The organism is Lysinibacillus sp. NPDC093197, from assembly GCF_044754025.1.
Taxonomy (GTDB): Bacteria; Bacillota; Bacilli; order Bacillales_A; family Planococcaceae; genus Lysinibacillus.
The window spans coordinates 792541-810314 of record NZ_JBIVOH010000001.1 but is presented as its reverse complement, the minus strand read 5'-3'; the positions used below and the strand labels follow the sequence as shown (position 1 = coordinate 810314).

Annotated in this window: 22 protein-coding genes and 1 pseudogene; 22 read left to right on the top strand and 1 reads right to left on the bottom strand. The window is 31.6% G+C overall.

Annotated elements, in window-relative coordinates; genetic code table 11:
- Positions 1-25: 25 nt before the first annotated feature.
- From ACIP9G_RS04165 to ACIP9G_RS04105, 13 genes are all read left to right on the top strand, one after another.
- On the top strand, positions 26-457 hold the full coding sequence (locus ACIP9G_RS04165; RefSeq protein ID WP_401017585.1) for an SMI1/KNR4 family protein: 432 nt from the start codon (positions 26-28) through the stop codon (positions 455-457).
- 520 nt (positions 458-977) lie between these two features.
- Positions 978-1511 (top strand): hypothetical protein, encoded by a 534-nt coding sequence (locus ACIP9G_RS04160; protein WP_401017583.1) that lies wholly within the window; start codon positions 978-980, stop codon positions 1509-1511.
- Between the two features lie 616 nt (positions 1512-2127).
- Positions 2128-2340, top strand: a complete 213-nt coding sequence (locus ACIP9G_RS04155) for a hypothetical protein (protein WP_401017580.1) — start codon at positions 2128-2130, stop codon at positions 2338-2340.
- 212 nt (positions 2341-2552) lie between these two features.
- Positions 2553-3002, top strand: coding sequence for an Imm43 family immunity protein (locus ACIP9G_RS04150; RefSeq protein WP_401017577.1), 450 nt, complete (start codon positions 2553-2555; stop codon positions 3000-3002).
- 167 nt (positions 3003-3169) lie between these two features.
- Positions 3170-3511 (top strand): hypothetical protein, encoded by a 342-nt coding sequence (locus ACIP9G_RS04145; protein WP_401017575.1) that lies wholly within the window; start codon positions 3170-3172, stop codon positions 3509-3511.
- A gap of 18 nt (positions 3512-3529) precedes the next feature.
- Positions 3530-4909: an RHS repeat domain-containing protein gene (locus ACIP9G_RS04140; RefSeq protein ID WP_401017572.1), complete on the top strand. Its 1380-nt coding sequence runs from the start codon at positions 3530-3532 to the stop codon at positions 4907-4909.
- Positions 4902-6026 carry an ankyrin repeat domain-containing protein gene (locus ACIP9G_RS04135; RefSeq protein ID WP_401017569.1) on the top strand — a complete coding sequence of 375 codons (1125 nt, stop codon included), beginning with the start codon at positions 4902-4904 and terminating at the stop codon, positions 6024-6026. The genes ACIP9G_RS04140 and ACIP9G_RS04135 overlap by 8 nt, the downstream gene beginning before the upstream one ends.
- A 491-nt stretch (positions 6027-6517) precedes the next feature.
- Positions 6518-6853, top strand: a complete 336-nt coding sequence (locus tag ACIP9G_RS04130) for a hypothetical protein (RefSeq protein ID WP_401017566.1) — start codon at positions 6518-6520, stop codon at positions 6851-6853.
- A 342-nt stretch (positions 6854-7195) separates the two neighbouring features.
- A complete protein-coding gene (locus ACIP9G_RS04125; protein ID WP_401017563.1) occupies positions 7196-7402 on the top strand; it encodes a hypothetical protein in 207 nt (68 codons plus the stop codon).
- A 27-nt stretch (positions 7403-7429) separates the two neighbouring features.
- Entirely contained in the window at positions 7430-8656 is a 1227-nt protein-coding gene (locus tag ACIP9G_RS04120) for a PoNi-like cognate immunity protein (protein ID WP_401017561.1), read from the top strand.
- Between the two features lie 91 nt (positions 8657-8747).
- A complete protein-coding gene (locus tag ACIP9G_RS04115; protein WP_401017559.1) occupies positions 8748-9062 on the top strand; it encodes an AHH domain-containing protein in 315 nt (104 codons plus the stop codon).
- On the top strand, positions 9037-9288 hold the full coding sequence (locus tag ACIP9G_RS04110) for an Imm43 family immunity protein (RefSeq protein ID WP_401017556.1): 252 nt from the start codon (positions 9037-9039) through the stop codon (positions 9286-9288). The genes ACIP9G_RS04115 and ACIP9G_RS04110 overlap by 26 nt, the downstream gene beginning before the upstream one ends.
- A gap of 341 nt (positions 9289-9629) precedes the next feature.
- A complete protein-coding gene (locus tag ACIP9G_RS04105; RefSeq protein ID WP_401018163.1) occupies positions 9630-9788 on the top strand; it encodes an RHS domain-containing protein in 159 nt (52 codons plus the stop codon).
- A gap of 515 nt (positions 9789-10303) precedes the next feature.
- Here ACIP9G_RS04105 and ACIP9G_RS04100 read toward each other — a convergent pair.
- Positions 10304-10861 carry a hypothetical protein gene (locus ACIP9G_RS04100; protein ID WP_401017553.1) on the bottom strand — a complete coding sequence of 186 codons (558 nt, stop codon included), beginning with the start codon at positions 10859-10861 and terminating at the stop codon, positions 10304-10306.
- A 333-nt stretch (positions 10862-11194) separates the two neighbouring features.
- Between ACIP9G_RS04100 and ACIP9G_RS04095 the strand changes: the two genes are divergently transcribed.
- From ACIP9G_RS04095 to ACIP9G_RS04055, 9 genes and pseudogenes are all read left to right on the top strand, one after another.
- Positions 11195-11845 carry a hypothetical protein gene (locus ACIP9G_RS04095; RefSeq protein ID WP_401017552.1) on the top strand — a complete coding sequence of 217 codons (651 nt, stop codon included), beginning with the start codon at positions 11195-11197 and terminating at the stop codon, positions 11843-11845.
- 48 nt (positions 11846-11893) lie between these two features.
- On the top strand, positions 11894-12565 hold the full coding sequence (locus ACIP9G_RS04090) for a hypothetical protein (RefSeq protein ID WP_401017550.1): 672 nt from the start codon (positions 11894-11896) through the stop codon (positions 12563-12565).
- A gap of 245 nt (positions 12566-12810) precedes the next feature.
- Positions 12811-13458, top strand: a complete 648-nt coding sequence (locus ACIP9G_RS04085; protein WP_401017548.1) for an SMI1/KNR4 family protein — start codon at positions 12811-12813, stop codon at positions 13456-13458.
- 554 nt (positions 13459-14012) lie between these two features.
- Positions 14013-14552 carry a hypothetical protein gene (locus ACIP9G_RS04080; protein ID WP_401017546.1) on the top strand — a complete coding sequence of 180 codons (540 nt, stop codon included), beginning with the start codon at positions 14013-14015 and terminating at the stop codon, positions 14550-14552.
- Positions 14553-14591: 39 nt separating this feature from the next.
- Positions 14592-15182, top strand: coding sequence for a hypothetical protein (locus tag ACIP9G_RS04075; RefSeq protein ID WP_401017544.1), 591 nt, complete (start codon positions 14592-14594; stop codon positions 15180-15182).
- A gap of 248 nt (positions 15183-15430) precedes the next feature.
- On the top strand, positions 15431-16060 hold the full coding sequence (locus ACIP9G_RS04070; RefSeq protein ID WP_401017542.1) for a hypothetical protein: 630 nt from the start codon (positions 15431-15433) through the stop codon (positions 16058-16060).
- Positions 16061-16099: 39 nt separating this feature from the next.
- Positions 16100-16499, top strand: a pseudogene (locus ACIP9G_RS04065) (immunity 22 family protein).
- 63 nt (positions 16500-16562) lie between these two features.
- Positions 16563-16718 carry a hypothetical protein gene (locus tag ACIP9G_RS04060; RefSeq protein WP_401017540.1) on the top strand — a complete coding sequence of 52 codons (156 nt, stop codon included), beginning with the start codon at positions 16563-16565 and terminating at the stop codon, positions 16716-16718.
- A gap of 463 nt (positions 16719-17181) precedes the next feature.
- Positions 17182-17709: a hypothetical protein gene (locus tag ACIP9G_RS04055; RefSeq protein WP_401017539.1), complete on the top strand. Its 528-nt coding sequence runs from the start codon at positions 17182-17184 to the stop codon at positions 17707-17709.
- Positions 17710-17774 lie beyond the last annotated feature (65 nt).

The window sequence follows — 17774 nt, the reverse complement described above, 5'->3', positions numbered from 1 at the left end:
ATTATATTTGAAAGAGGGTATATCAATGGGGTTTCCATTTATTAAAAAATATATTAATAACAATCCTAATCTTCAGTTTGTCCCGATAAATAGTAATGAAGTTGAACAAGTGGAAAAAGAACTAGGTATAGATTTTCCGAAAGAACTAAAGTTATTTTTGATGGAGATCGGTTACGGTTCTTTTGTTGGGGAAGATGAACTAGATGAAAATTGTGTGTTAAGCCCTGCATTTATTAGAGATTTTCGATTAAGACATGGGATTTTTGATGGTTATCCAAACTACGATGAAGAAAATAAATTAATCTTTTTTATTGGATGGGAGTCTGTTCCTTTTTCAATAGAATTAACTGATGGAGAACAAAGCCCTGTTTATGAAAGCCAACAGAAAATTGCAAGCTCCCTTGAAGAATTTTTATCCAAAATAACCGAAGATCCTGAATACTTCCAACAGGATTAAATACCAAAGGGTAGATGAGAAAGACATTAAGTTAAGGAGTAAGTGGATAATTAATTGTTAGAAATGAGAGATGCAACGTTTATCATAACATTCATTTGTTATCCATATTATTAAGGATTGAAGACATATGTGAAGAAAGGTCTTAGTTCTTTCTTTACATATGTTTTTTATTTGATTGAATTTTTTGATGCCGTGTCACTCGTAAGAATTGGGCAATGTCTTACAAATTACCGCCTCTAGCTCCGAGCAAGCCCAGTGGACAGCCTCGATGCAATACAATGAACTATGTCAAGAGATTGAACGAATCCTACAAGGAGATGTTATTAGCAAATGGCAATAAGATATCACAGGTAGACCAACACACCATCTCGTAAGGAGCCAAAATCCCAAAATCGCGATACACGAAGCCTCTGCTATCATTGGGACGTCAATCACCAGATTTTATTAATCGGGTTTTGCTAAGAAACAAGATTATTTAAAATGTCCTTAAAAACTAATAAAATGGAAGGGTTGATTTTAATTGTTTGCTCAATGTATTCCTTTTGATGATAATATGAGAGGTAGAATAGGTGGTAATCCTCCAAAATTGATTGAAGAACAAATACCAGATGATTACAGGTTTTATGCAACTCTAGTTCATCCAGAAAAGGAGGATGTTATGCTTTCTATTATTATCCATAAAGATTTTGATACTTTATTGGAAAATAATATTTATCCTTCAATAGAAGTAAGGGTTATAAAGCATAAATACTCCGAAATTGGAAGCAATCCTGATAAAAGTATTTTAGATTTAGGGATGAACTCAATCAGCGATTATTCGGAAAACCAAGGGAATAATTTTTTGTTTATTAAAGTTTTTGGTGAACCACGTCTTATTCAACCTAAAAGTTATTATTTTGAAGAGTTAGGAAATGAAAATTATTCCTTTTTTCTGCAAATAGAAGAGGAAGGCTACATTGATAATATGGATTATGTGTTTTTGTACGGTGCATTATATTTATATAAGCATAATGAAACAGGCGAGGTCATTGCTGGTTTCTGGCAATGCTCTTAAACAACCTAACTTTTTGAGTATAAAATAAAATTTGCACCTGTTGGTTACTTTATATAAATGCGTTTGTACAGATATTGAATAAACCCTTTCTTTGTATGGATGTTAGGAATTCTTAACAGTATTTGTACGGGGAAATGAGGTGAATTAAAATATTCCTTATCAAATAGACAGTTACGAATACAACTAAACAAATGTAAAAGAGACTTAAGCTCTATATTTATATATATTTTTTTGTAAGAAATGAATTGCTCTCTTAATAGGGTTACTTCATCTTACACGATTGAACTGATGAATATGTTATTGATTCACTCTTGGAACGTGATCATTTGACATGATTAATTGGAAAAAAGTTTTGATAAAAGAAGAATACGCTGATAATTTTATTGATTACTTATATGGTTAAAAAATTATAAATAAATTGTCTAATCCGTTTTGTATAATAGAAACTAAACAAAATTAATGCACATGTAAGAAGGTTTTTTACATGTGCTTATTATTTATATTCATTCAGTTAGGTGTAATGAACTCGGTTCCGCAGCTAGCCTAAATGGTAGGTCGACAATGGAGCGGGTGTTATTACATCTTTGATTTATAAAACTACAGAGAGGTAAATGATATGAGAAGAGCGTTAAAAATATTATCCAAAATAGGGATAAACGAAGTAAGTCTATCTATGACCTCTTCAGACTTAAAAAATGTCTTAGGCGAATTGGAAAAGAATCCTGTCAAAGGAAATGAATTTTTTCAATATCAAGATGATTATATATTTCATTTTGTAGATGATGTTTTGGTAAGTATATCAGTAAACAATCCAGAGATTATTTTTTGAATGAACAAAAAATAGATTTCATGAATGAATCAACGCAATTTTTATTCAAAGAAAATCCGTATTTTGTGAATGAATGATATTTATTTCCTCATATGAGAAAGATATAAAATTAGGTTTCCAATTCAGAAGTACTGAAAATCAGCTAAAAACCTTAAAATATGAAATTACTCCGTATCAATCTGTAGGATTATTGAAATTCGGTATGCAGTCGAGTGAAGTTGAAAATATTTGGTGAATACTTAGGTCATATTATCTCTGAAAAGTTTTTATTATTAATGAATAAAGTAAATCTATTACAGGATTATGCTTTAGCTAATTTACATGTTGTGAGTACAAAAGGAAAACCAAAAGTAAATGAATTATATTACTTTATAAAATATATCAGGAGACATTCATTAGTTGATTATGATAATTCTGAGTTTCTTAAAAGAGAAATTACAAATAATACAAAATTAAAAGTTGATGGAAGTTTCGTTGATAAGTATATAAATGTGGTGTTAAAAGACACTGAATTGGATTTATTTCAATTGAACGATTTAAAACTAGGAAGATACTTATTTTGTTCAGAGAAATTTAAATCTTTGTGTGAAAAAGATAATCTTCAAGGTATTCAATTTTTGGAATTAGAGCTAATACCTAAATATTTACAATCAATAGTTTAACCATGTTAAATACTAAAAACATGGCGAGGATGGTTATCATCTATTGTAAGATAAATTAAGCAGAGTTTAATTAATTAATGAGTGAGACGCTCACCCAATTGAGTACTATATTAAGTTACCCTTTTCAATTATGAAATGGGTAATTTTTTTCATGCCTAGCAGGGTTAGTGCAGTACATTCAACGCCCAGGGAATCGCTGGACAGCCTATCAGCACGATGCGCTAGGAAATATTATTCGCTCTGACTACTATGATGGTACGTGGGAAACATTTGCCTATGACAAAAATGGCTCATTACTAGAGACAGAAAATGAGCATGTAACCGTCAAGCTAGAACGAGACCCATCAGGACAAGTCATCAAAGAATGGCAAAACGACCATTGGATTGCTCGTAGCTATGACGAGCTAGGCAATCGTTCTCAGATAACAAGTAGCCTCGGTGCCAAAATCGATGTCACGCGCAATGAATTGGGTAATGTCTTACAAATGACCGCCTCTCGCTCCGAGTAAACCCAGTGGACAGCCTCGATGCAATACAATGAACTCGGTCAAGAGATTGAGCGGATTCTACCACGGGATGTTATTAGTAAATGGCAATATGATATCACAGGTAGACCAACACACCAAAGAGTAAGTAGCCAAAATCGCGATACACGAAGACGTGCCTACAATTGGGATGTCAATCATCAATTACGAAGTATGGTCAACGAGCTAACGGGTGTAAAAGTGACTTATGGTTACGACGAATTTAGTAACCTCGTCTGGGCCAATCAAGATAGTCGTCAATTTGATTTCTTATACCGCAGTGTCGATGATGTCGGCAATCTATATGAAACAAAAGACAAAAAAGACCGCATCTATGGCGCAGGCAGTAGATTACTAGAAACAAAAGACGCCAAATTCTCCTATGACGAAGAAGGAAATCTCGTAGAGAAAGACGAAAATAATGAAGATACATGGAAGTACGAGTACTATGGCAATGGTATGATGGCGAAGGCCTTGAAGCCAGATATGACAGAAGTTACGTTCAAGTATGATTCGTTAGGCAGGCGGATAGAGAAGAGTTCGGAAGGTAGAGCTACTCATTTTGTGTGGGATGGCAATACGATTCTGCACGAGTATTTCTCGCAGGATAATTCAGTGGAGAATGCCTCACAGACAGTTGACTTAGACAGTCTCGTTACATGGGTATTCAATGATGGCTTTGTCCCTTCTGCTAAGATCACGAGTGAAGGCAACTACAGTATTATTAGTGATTATCTAGGAACGCCTGTTGAAGTCTATGATGAACAAGGTCATAAGGTTTGGTCGGCTGAGCTTGATGTGTATGGACGAGTGAAGGAATTTACGGGTGAGAAAGATTTCATTCCGTTTAGGTACCAAGGGCAGTATGAAGATGTAGAAATTGGTTTGTATTATAACCGATTCCGATATTACGACCCAGAGCAAGGGAATTATACGCAGGTTGACCCGATTGGGCTTGCGGGTGGGAATCCTACTTTATATAGTTACGTTGCTAATCCTAACTATCTTCTTGATCCACTTGGTTTAGAAAAATGTAGATTATCAGCAGCGGATAAGAAAACATTAGGCCCTGCTCCAACTGATATGGTAAGACCTCATTATCATCATATTGTGCGGGAAAAAGCACCTAAAAATTGGGATTCTGTTCATGGAAAATACATTACTGATTCACAAAATATTATTAAAAAACATGGTATAGGGCTAAATGATGATTTAAGAAACTTTACTTGGGCGCAAAACGGTGGTGGTGCTCATACTAAAAAAGCCGCTAAGTATGTACATGATACACTTGTAAGAGCTAATAAAGAAGGAAAAACTGCTGTTGAACAAGCACTAAAAAAACTAGGCGAAGAGGCCAAGGAAGGAGTATTTTTCTATGACTAAATTTGAAAAATTATTTCAAGAAAACGAAGAGTTTTTTTATGAAATTTATGCTTCAATTCGTGAGAACGATATTAACAAATTAGATGATTTATTGTCTAAATACCCAGATTTTATTCATGTTCCTGTGTATGGGGATGAGAAAAAAAACGAGAGTTTGTTACATTTTGCTGCTTTTATTGAACAAAGAGATATATGCCTCTATTTAATTAAATCTGGGATTGATATTAATTTCGTAGACGGCTTGTATCATACACCTTTAAAATTTTTCGCTTCTCATGGTGAATTAGAGTGTATAAAAGATTTTATATTAAGAGGTGCATGGGTAGATGGAGATTGCAGAGGAATTATTACCCCATTAATCTCTGCGGTAATTGAGGGACATATAGAAATTGTAAAGTATCTGCTGGACTGTGGAGCTGACATAAATAGATTACATCGTAGATTTAATCAAACGCCATTAGATTTGGCCAAGGTATATGGACATCAAGACATAATTGAGTTATTGGAGTCAAGAGGTGGATTATCGGCACAAGAACAAATCGACTTAATGAACGAAAGAGGAGACGGAATTTTAGCACATATTGATAATAACGTAGGTTTAATACTATCTACAGTATTAAACAAAGATACTATAGACATAAGAACAGCTTTAATAGAAAAAGACAAGAAATTTAAGTTACTATTTACTATTGGTGTGTTTGAAACCTCACCAAGAATAGAATTAATGATGAGTGTTCCATATGATTGGCCAATAAATCTACAACTCGTTGAAGAAAAATGCGTTGAATCATTTCCAATACAATTAATGTTTTTATTGGGCCAATATAAGTTGGATGGCAATAAACTTCAGGAAGGGATAGTTATTGAAAAGACGGATACGAATTGGAATAAACTAGAATGGCCAGAAAGCATTGATGCATTTATTCTAACAGATTTTCAATTTAACCCGTATTCAGAGCGGACTGAGGATGTAGAAGAAGATGATGATGAAGTTAGTTTATTGCTACTTATTCCTATTAAATATCCTAAAACTGGTTGTCCTAAGGGAATTAAATTGGAAAATTGGTTAAATAAACACCGTTCAGCAAAATGGGGAAAAGTTTCTTTAAAGGTATAACGTAGTATTAGTAAGGTATTTAAAATATACTAAGTAAAATAGTATATCACCTCCTGAAGGTTAGAGCAGATGCCTAAATTTCAGGGGGTGGTTTTATTTATAATAATATTTTAAAACTCTAAACATTAAAGATTAAATCTACAGTCAGCTTAATATAAGCTAGTTACAGCTTCATGATTTCCTCTCTAATAGTAAAATAAAGTAATAAATTACTTATATAAGTTTCTAGTTTCGTTCTTTATTTAGGAACAGTATAAAAGATAATAAGTTTGCACGCAATTTGACTACGGGTACGTGATATTAGAAGAATTTTTAAAGAAAGAAAAAGCTAGGTCAAAAAAATATTAAAAAATTTTCAGGATAATCATAAACGATATATAAATTCACTTGCAGAGGGGATCTGGATACCTTTTTTACCAATAGACTCAATTGAATATTTAATCAAAATTGATAATTATAATCAATCCTTTGACGATGAGTGGGAGGAAAAAATGGTATATCATAACTTCAATATTGAGGTTAAAGATACATTATGGATAGCTAGTATTGGTTTATTTTATGAATTAAACAGAAATAAGTTTCTAGAAAATGATGAAATATCATATCAAACGTTAGATGGAGAGACATTATATTCTGGATTTAGATATAATGTTGATTCTGGAAAATACTTAGTATCCATTAAAGGCTATGCACGTAAGAAGAAATTAGCTTATCCTAACCCTAATTTTGGTTTTTTGTTTTCTCTAAAAAAAGTAGTTGAATTTGAAGGATATAATGATCCACGGGAAGATGAAAAATATAACTTTAATGTGGCAGATATGGAATAACTTTTATAGATAAGCCTCATCACAGAAGGAATATTTAAGGGTATCGATTTATACAAAAAAGATTATTACTATCTTAAATCATTTATTTTAAAGGGCAATAAATCCATTAAAAAGGATTTTACTGCCCTTTAAATTCACGAGTAGACCAACAAAGCGGAAAAATGAAGATGTATATATTTTAAAAACTTTAGTGAAACAGAAGGTCATTTACATAACCTGAAAATAGTAAAAGGGATAGACGGATTATATGAAAATGCAAATACAGAATCAAAAATTAAATATGTAATTGATGAAGCGAAGTTTGGTAGTTCCCAATTAGGCAAAACAAAAGATGGACCACAAATGTCAAACGATTGGTTGACAGGTTCAGAAACTGGGAAAAGTAGAATTTTAAAAGCTGTTGAGGGGGATAAACGATTAGCTACTAAGATTACTAATGCTTTGGAGGATGGTAAAGTCGAAAGAGTATTATCAAAAGTAGATAGTAGTGGAAATGTTAAAACATATAGGATAGACGCAAATGGTAACATTATGGGGGAATGGCCGTAATTTAGGAAGACTGGGGGAACAACTGGAATGAGAGATCATTTAAGTATAGAAGATAGATTAAGAGAAGGAATAGAATTTAATAAAGAGTTTATTGAAGATAATAGAGAGGATATAAAAAAATTAGAAGAAGATGAGAAAGAAGGTATCCAAAGCAACCCTAATGACAATAAAAGTATTATTGAATCAAGATATTTAAGGAACTTTATATATGAGTCCGAGAATATTATTGCAAAGTACTCATTAGGAGAAGAAATAAGTGCACTAGAAGAAAATTTCTATCATGCAATTTATGATTTAGAGCATACTGGTACAAGAAAAGTAGGATATATATATTTACTTTGGATGGTTTCATTAGGAATATTGTTAGAAACAAAAAAAGAAAATTTAGAAAGATTAGGTCAAATAATTGAGAGTAAAAATATTAGTGATTCACTAATTGACTATTTATTATGTGCTAGTAATATTGGTTACTCACGAATTACTAATGGTTATTTTAAAGAAAATCCATATTCAAAAACAAGGGAAATTATAGAACTTGCGCAAACCGATAAGAAAGAAGCATCTAAAAGATTACAAACGTATATGGAGAAAGAATGGTTTAAAGGTCATTATGATTACGATTGGAAGAATGCACACAAGGAGCCTGGATATGTAGGGTTTTGGAGCTTTGAAACAGCAGCGCTAGCGAAGATACTAGAACTTGATGATACAAGCCTAATAAATAATAATCACTATCCATATGACTTGGCACATTACAAGAATGAAATGAAATTCAAGCAGATTTCCCTCAGTGACTACGACCATGAACAAGAGATTGAGGAACTTGAAATAATAGAAGGAATTGAAAATAATCCTTTATTGGAAAAGGTTATTCCACCAATATGGCACTCATTTGTCAATGAATTGATACATGATTATGAGGTTATGGATGATAGTAGTTTTTATGAAAAATACAAAAAATCTATAGGGTTAGACCAAATCTGGTTCTTATTACAAGAATATAAAGAAGAAAATAGGCGAAAAAATCTTTTGGGAAGATTAATTGTTTTTGCAATGGTCGAAAAAGGATATATATTGCAATTGGATTATAAAGAAGATTTGGAAGATTACGATTCAAGTATGAAAAATGAGTGGAACACAAAAACAAAGTTAGTTCAATTTATATTAAATAATGATCAGAATTATTTTGCATGGGTACCAGCGGATGCCAATGTTGAAGCGTTGTATGAAGTTATTATTAAAGATGTCAAATAAACTGGATTTGCAATCAAGTTCAAGTAGATAGGATTACGAAAGAAGCTAAGGTCTGAAAACGGAGAATATTTCTGATTTCAGGCCTTTTAATTTGGACCAAAGAGGGAAGATACTTGTTTTATTCAATGATGTAAATAATATACGTAATACGATATATCTACCTACTAGTAGAGATAATCACCCAACCAGGTCTATTCATAGAGGATATAATAGTTTCCATGCTCAATATAATCGGGACATTCGACAAGAATTAGATATCTTATTAGAAGTTGGAGATAAAAATAAATGGACCTCTCAACAATATCATGATGCTATACAAGAATTAATAAATGACCAAAGGAAAGATTTAAGAAAAGGTGAACAAAACTACATTGTGAAGGGTGGAAAGAAGTGTTTCAGGAAATAGGGTATTTGACATAAATTTTTTGGTTGAAAAATATCAAAAAATTGTTCTACAAGAAAATGATAGAGACGTGTTTTGTTTGAATGACTTAAAATTAGCAAGATATCTATTTTGTTCAGAAAGGTTTAAGCAACTTTGTGAAGAAAAGCAAATGAAAGGAATTCAATTTATAGAACTAGAAGATGTTCCTCAATATTTTCTTCATATGATCGGTAATAAATTTTTGTAAGTGAATAATTAATTTAAAATGATTCAACACATGTTAAGAGGACTAATCCTTTCAACATGTTTCTTTTGTTACTCAAAACTTATATAGCAATTGGCCATTAGTGAAGAAAGACAAGAATATAAAAATGTAGGCTCCATACTAGGTAGGCTGATAGAGAAGTGTTCGGAAGGTAGAGGTACTCATTTTGTGTGGGGTGGCATTACGATTCTACACGAGTATTTCCCGCAAGATAATTCAGATATATTGGAAAAAAATTCAGTAGAGAATGCCTCTCAGGCAGAAGCCGAAATCGCAGATAATCTAGGTGGGTATTCAATGATGGCTTTGTCCCTTCTGCTAAGATAACGAGTGAAGGCAACTACAGCATTATTTGTGATTATCTAGGAACGCCTGTCGAAGCCTATGATGAACAAGGTCATAAGGTTTGGTCGGCTGAGCTTGATGTGTATGGACGAGTGAAGGAATTTACGGGTGAGAAAGATTTCATTCCGTTTAGGTAACAAGGGCAGTATGATGATATTGAAATAGGCTTGTATTATAACCGATTCCGATATTACGACCCAGAGCAAGGGAATTATACGTAGGTTGACCCGACTGGGCTTATGGGGAACAATCCTACGTTGTATGGAAATGTTTATAATCCTTTGATTGAAATCGATACTTTTGGATTAGATAGTGCCAAATTAAATTAAGCTTTAGGTGGTTCTATTGGTGATGGCATGGAAGCGCATCATCTCAACCTTGAGGAAATGTGGGGGTATCAAGTAATGTTAAGATTTTTTCGATACAGATTCTTTAGAAAAAGAAACACATGATATTAGTATCATAGATACTGAGCGCAACGTTAAAACTATCAAAAAAGATAGTACTGTATTCACAAATTTCATAAATTCACTTGAACAACTAGAAATAAAACGAACTAGCTCTAATTTTACTTATACAGGGTTCTCTCTGATTATTTATCACAACAACGATTTGCATGTTATTTATCTCAGTGAAAACGGATTATTAACTTTTAATCACAAAAATTATGAAATACAAAATAAACAGGCGTTTGACAAATTCTTTGAAATAGTGAAAAGCACCCAATAAAGGGTGCTTTTTTACAAAGGAATAGAACCACCACTGGATGTAATAATTTTTTAGGAATAATATTCCCTTGAATAATAGTGAAGTCTGTGTTTCCTGTCGCAAGGTTTTTAAATGCCAAATAGTTAACACTAAATTCAATAGAAACAAAAGTTTTATTATCAATGAAAATTCGTAATAGTTTAGTTATTTGATCATAGCCTTCTTCTGCTACTCGTAAGACTTCATTTTTTTCCCATTCATTCGCACTTGTTAATGCAGATACAAGAAGGGATGGAATAGCTGTATAAGCTGATTTATTAAAAACCTTTTCTAAAGCAGCAGTAGCAAGTCCACCTAGGAATGTTGTTGTTGCTGCCGATGAAACCTTACCGTTCCAATAATTGATGAATGCCTCTTGAGCTCGATGCATATCAGTAACATTTGCTCGAGAAATAGAAGTAGTTGCATTGTACTCATAACGTGAATATTTAGCTGTTGCCATAATTAACTTCCTCCATTTTAATAATTGGTTTTGTTTTGTTAGCACTAACACTCTATAAAGGGAAATTTTTATTAGATTTACAACTTCTTTTTAAAAAAAATTTATGTATAAGCTCATCCATTTTGACTTTATATAACAATAGAATTTATTTATTAGTAACGAGAACAAACTCTTGATAAGAATTTTAAATGTATTAACTTTAGAAAATAACTGAAATGAAGTACTAGAATTTCCTTTAGCAATTGCTGATAAATAAGTGTTAGATTTAAAGTAGGTTCTTTCTGCCAGGATGCAATCCAAATAAAGAAATAGCATTAAAGTGAGGGGGAAATAATGGATATTTGTAATAATAAAGAAATCGAATTGAAGAGATCAGAGCTATCGAAACACTTTACAGGTTATTCAAATGATATTTATCAACATTATATTAAGTTAAAGAGCACGATTACTAATTGGTCGTATTCTTTAGGTGTTACTGAAGATTTAATGCCATTTGAGGAATTAATCCCTTCAGTTATTTCTACGAAAAAAGGGAAGCCTCTCCCAAAACCTAGTAGGGTTAACTTTGAGTCGAAAAATTTAGTTACCTATGGCATGGATCTTGAAGGTAATGTTCTTTTAGAGAGTAGAAAATATAATAAAGATATCGCGAAATTTGGAGAAAACATTAGATATGTAGATTTTATAAACGGCGAAAAAGTAATTGTTAATGCGCATATTTATGAGTCTAATCCTTCTAGCTCTAGATTAACTTCTCTTTGCCATGTTTATGAGAAAAAAGGGTTTGTGTACTATGTTTCTATTACACCACCCCATAACTGGTATGTTAGAGTGGATTACATGCAAGATAATAAAATCGAAAAAATATCAACATACGCTACAAGTTGGTATAAACAAATGGATTACAGCCTTTATTATGATGACAGCTCCATGTTATCAAAAATAATGATTGATGAGCATTTACATTGGGAAAATCGAAAATAAGTCCTAATAGTTTGCGAGACTAACTACGGTTCCACTTGGAGGAAATAAATGATTTTAAATTTTAAGTCGACACCTTTAATCACTAGAACAGGAAGAAACATTGAGGCATATGAAATCCATAGTCATTTTCAAACTATCATACCTTCAAGAATGATTGAGTTTTGGAAATCGTATAGTGAAGTTTCATTTGAAAACGGAGTAAATATTTATGGCCTTGATATCGCAACTGAAAGAAATAGGTTGTATGAAGTAAGTACTTATGCACCAGAATATATTTTAATAGAGGATGATGGAGGGGGGCAAGGATTGTTTATAAAGAAAAATGGCGACCTAAACGTTTACTATCAAGATTTGGGGGCTTTGTCATTGCCCTTTTATTCTTTAAATATTGATTTTTTTAGTTGGCTAGAAAATGATCCTGTAATAGATGAAGATAATTGGACTTCAGACGAACTTGATTTGATAGATGAGGTAAAAGTTTATGTAGTCAGAAAACCAATTGAAGCAAATAAATTTATGATGGAAATAAGAAAACTTTTTAATTTGAAACTTTCGATTCGCGATATGAGAGAAAAATTGAATAGTTTACCTTATTTGATGATCCAAGATATCACACTTATGAAGTATGGCCAAACAATTGGGGGTTTAAATCAAAAATACAATTGTTTAGAGGTTCGCAATTCAAAGAATGTTATTTTAATTAGTCCAGAAATAAATTAGCAAGTATTAAAGATTGAGTTAATATAGAGCAATGTATAAAGTGATATGATATTAATTTTATGGTAAAATTAGGATGAAATTTCAGGGCATATGTAAAGAAAACGCTAAATAACGCTTTCATTACATATGTTTTTATTTATTAAAAAGGCTTTTGTAATGGGCATGGAAGTGTTAAAGCGTGTTATGTTCATAGACAGCGTCAAATTGAGGTAGCTAAACAAAAAAACGAGGGGATAGAATTATTTATGAAACAACTAGAAAATTCAGTATTAAAATTCATACAGGCAAAGGATGAATATCCAAAAGAAGAAGCTCCAGTTAACAAAAATGGTGGAGTACGATATAGGTCAAAATTAGCAAATCTTCATGTCGATGAAAAAATCTCTCTTTCTCCGGAATTAATATTCTTTTATCAACATTGTGAAATAATTTGTAAAATCCGTCCTGATGGCTATCAATTAGATTGTACAGATATTGATTTAGGGAATAGCCCACTTTATTTGTATCCAGCAGATAAATTGGTTCGAAGGCAAGAAGGATTTCGATGGATTGGAACCGAAAAAAGAGATAATCCGAATTGGGATCCCAATTGGCTTGTAGTTGCTGATAAGGATGATGATCCAATTGTAGTTGTCACAAACGAAGAAAATTCACCAGTTTTTGCAAGTTATGAAACAAGTCCTTTATTTCCAATTGCAGATTCTTTTTCGGCCTTTCTAAATGCACTTGCGGTGACATTAGAAATAATACATAAAAAATTCAAAGGAGAAATAATGGATGAAGAAACTTTTGATATCTACGATGATTTTATTGATATGTTAAAGTCATCATTGAGTAGTATTTTGAAAAAAGAGGAATACGCTGATAATTTTATTGATTACTTATATGGTTAATAAATTATAAATAAATTGTCTAATCCGTTTTGATAGAAGAAACTAACCAAAATTAATGCACATGTAAGAAGGTTTTTTTAATGTGCTTATTATTTATAGTCATTCAGTTAAGTGATGTACTCGGTTCCTAATTTTAAAAGTGTCCGATTTTTAATGCCAAAACACATGTAGTGATTTCATTACATGTGTTTTTTTATTAAAAATAAAAACTGCATGTGGTAAAACTTTTTACATGAGAAACAAAAGGAAATTTATACAAAAATCATGTTTATAAGGAGGGCAGCAGGTTACTTAAGTATTATTTTTTCTAAATTATGTTGAATAATAGAAGGGAAAATAATATGGTTAAAAGAAATAATGGTAATAAGTGTAATTTTGTGTATTTGGATTAGTAATTAGAACATACATGTCTGTCCAGATACAACATCCTGCTTGAGGATTATTAGAAACAGAAACTATTGGGATATATAGCTCATCAAAGTATTCCCTAAATCAAAAATTGAATTCAAAAAAATACATAAGCGTTCCAAAAAGTGTAGTGAGGTTGGTTTTTTATGTATGAAGAAATAGAAAAAATTATAGATTGCTTAAAAGAAGGTTTAAAAGAAGATCTTACAAGTATTGTTTTTGGAAAATTAAATTATGGTATCGGAGAAATGAGTGAAATTAATACCTTGAAATTAGGGGAATATTATAATTTATTACGTTTAACTAACGGTGCACGGTGTGACGATATTGATTTGTGGAGTTACAGCGAATTAGAAAAAAATCAATTTGTTCTCTCGAATATACAGGATGAAAAAGAATCGTGGTTATCAATTGGCCAGATTCTTTATGAACCATTAATAATCAACAGATTTAATGGAAATGTTTATAAATATATCGTGGATGAAGACTCTATGATTTGTTTTGGAAAATTTAATTTCTTTTTAAAGAACTCTGTTTTGGGATCTGGTTATTGTAACATTATCCCGAATTCTGAAAATGATGATTGGTTTTTGTTTCTGAAAAAGAATGGAATTATTTCTGACCAGGGAAGTAAAGATGAAAATCCAGTAGCGTTTAAGAACAACATTTCTGCAACATATTTGTAATAGGTACATAAAGAAAATTAGTAGGAGTTGTAAGAAATAGTGGTAAAAAAATTAAATTTGATGTTATATGCCCCGGGTATAGTAATATTTGATCCACTAACATTAACAAACTATTTGGAGAAAAATAATATTTTTGAAAACGATTTGCTAAAATTTTTTAGTGAAAATGAAAAAATAGGTCGAGAGGTTATATCAAAAGGTTGCATAATTCCAATATATGAAATTCCTGAACTTGATGAGTATTATCGAATAATAATTAACCCTGGAAAGGAAAATATTTCGATACCTAAAGAAAATATTATTTTTACTTCCATACCTTTTTCACTTCATGTCACAAGCGGAAATGTCATTATATCAGATATCTCTGCGATAATTGATTGGGAAAAAGACTATTACTTAAACTATGAAAATTTAAAAGATGATAGTTTAGAAAATTGTGACAGTGTTCATTTGTCAAAAAACAATTATTCAGTAAAAATAACGGGTTATTGTGGAAATAATTTGAAATCAACTATTGAGTTTGGATACATTTTCAATTTTAGGACTAGTCAAAAGCTACCTCACTTTGATTTTTCAAAGAGTATCGATGAGTATTATTTTGTCGTTGACCCTGAAAATCGAAGGCCATAATGATACTAGAGCGGATAGGGGGTGTATAAATGTTTTATTGTTGCGCATCTCAGTTAACATAGAAAGATTTGGAAGAATTTGAGATTCTATTAAACTTCCAATTACCTTTTGATGGAACATTACCTTCAATATAATGGTGGAATGGTGGTATACCTAATAATCCATGCTTTTTTGAAGAGAATTCAGGTTTAGAAACTAGGGTCCATGAATGGTATGTTGTAATTAAAAAAGGGGCGAAGAAACCAGAGATGGGTACATTTAAGGAATTATTGAACGATAGATCAAAGGCACTGATTTTTCAAGGTAGAAAATTTACTGAAGGTGATACTAGTTGGATTGGGGGAAATGCCCCCTCTTACTTTGATCACCAAAAAGATTTTCAGAGTATATATGGTTCCAAATATTACTTTTTATTAACATTAGTAAATCCTTTAAATCCAACTATGATGTTTACAATTTTTTATCCTAAAGACTATGATGCATACTTAGAAAATAAAAAGTATCCCAATTGTACAATTCTACTAGTTGAACACCCTTTATATAGTGAGAGTAGTGAAGAAGTTTTTACTAATCCAAATATGAAGAAGTATGCAATTGGAAATTATGAAGTAATAAATAATGACACTAGCGATAATAAAATCTTTCTAGTGAAATTTGGGGGAACTCCTTTACATATACAAAATAAAAACTTTTATAGTAAAGAGTTAGAAGCTGACTCGTTTGAGTTTTTATTTCAAATTGATGAACAGGGTTATCCAAAAGATGATGATTTTCTCCAAGGAAACTATCCTTTTTCATATGGTGCCTTATACATATATGCACAAATGAATAATGAGGGCATTACAAATCCTGTTGTGGGATATTGGCAGTACTCTTAAAAACATTATAATAACATAAGAAAATGAGTAGTAATAATTATGGCGATAATGAGTAAAGTTCATGTCTGGATGGGAGTAAGCAATGTAGATAACGATACCTTTAATGAATATTTTGAAATAGACTATAGTATTCCAGACATGGATATTGATGATCCAAACTATAAGATTTGTGAATTTTGTAAGGATATTAATGAAAAGTTTTATGATGAGGATTGGATTGGTCTATTGGGAAGATAAATTAACAGATGTAGATGAATTTATTGACGAACTATCAGTAGACGATAAGACAATGGATAAAATTAGAAACATCTGTTTTAATAAAGGATTAAACAAAGTAAACACAATGTTTTATTATTACGATCCGGAAATAGTGATTACTGATGTTAATAAGCTCTACAACGGTCTTCATTATATCGGGCTATTCGATACTGACTTTTAGTATTTATACCGAAAGATTAGTATATAAATCATAAAGAATTAAATACCGAAGGGGGAAAGATTCATGCAAGAAAATTGGGTAGTTTATCAGGATAATCTTAAAGTTCGTGAATTAAAAAGGGAAGAGATGGATGAAATAAAACAACTATCTGTGCTAAGCAAGGGAAAATTGTTGAGGAACTCAAAAGTTCGATTTCATCACCGTCGTTGGAAGTTCTAACTTTAGAGGCAAGAAATAGATTAATAACTTTTTTACACAAACATAACATGGATGAATACCAACGTTGGAATGAAGTAACAAAGTATTATAAGGGAAATTTAATAACATTAACTGAAACAATAAAGAGCTATGCTTATAAATGTAATAATACAATGGCTATTATGCAAGAAACATATATGACGTTCAAATTAATTTTTTCTTCAAGCAATGGTAGAGCGAACAATGGGAGGGAGCTTGAAAGAGACAATGAAGAACCTAGCTCACATTCGATATCTAAAAAGAAAATGCTAGTAAGTTAAGATATTTAGAAACATCTGTAGAAACGAAACGGAAGTTAGAGAAAATTTATAATCTCCCTATTTTAAATCAAACACTTTTGAAATGGTATAGTGACTTACCAAGAGCGAAAGACGTATTGTTTTTGTGGACTAACGATTTCTATCTATTTGGACTGGACAATCTAATGGTTCCTTTAGAAGGCTACAGGTTTATTAAAGATGATAAAGGATGGATAGATAACGCAGGGACAATGAAATGGGAAGAGAATTGGATTAATATTGCGAGTTGGAGCGGGAACCCGGTAATTGCAGATATAAGTAAAATAGAAACTCCCATTTATTACGATTATGCAGGAGGAGACATTTCCCCGAAACTACTTGTGGATTCACTGGAAAAGTTCGACTATTTTTTGTCTGTTTGGCTTGATAAACATGATGATAGATATTTTAAAAGCGGTGAATATCAAACTGATTTATTTAATTTAATGAAGAAAGAATGGAAAGTTAAATTAAATGATGAAGAAATGAAAACATTATGCAAGTTTCTTCCTATTGCGAAATCGAAAGTGAATTTTGCCCCAATTGAGCAACGAATTATAGAAAACGTGAAAAAAATTTATGTGTATCTTGAAAATCCAGGTGAAAATAAAACAAAAGTGATTCTAGCATTAAAAAAAGAAACAGGATTTTCATTTGAGGAAATACGAAACTGATTAGATAGTAATAAGTTTCTAATAGCTGAGGGGTATGGTGAAAATACTAAAGTTTTAGCTGATTA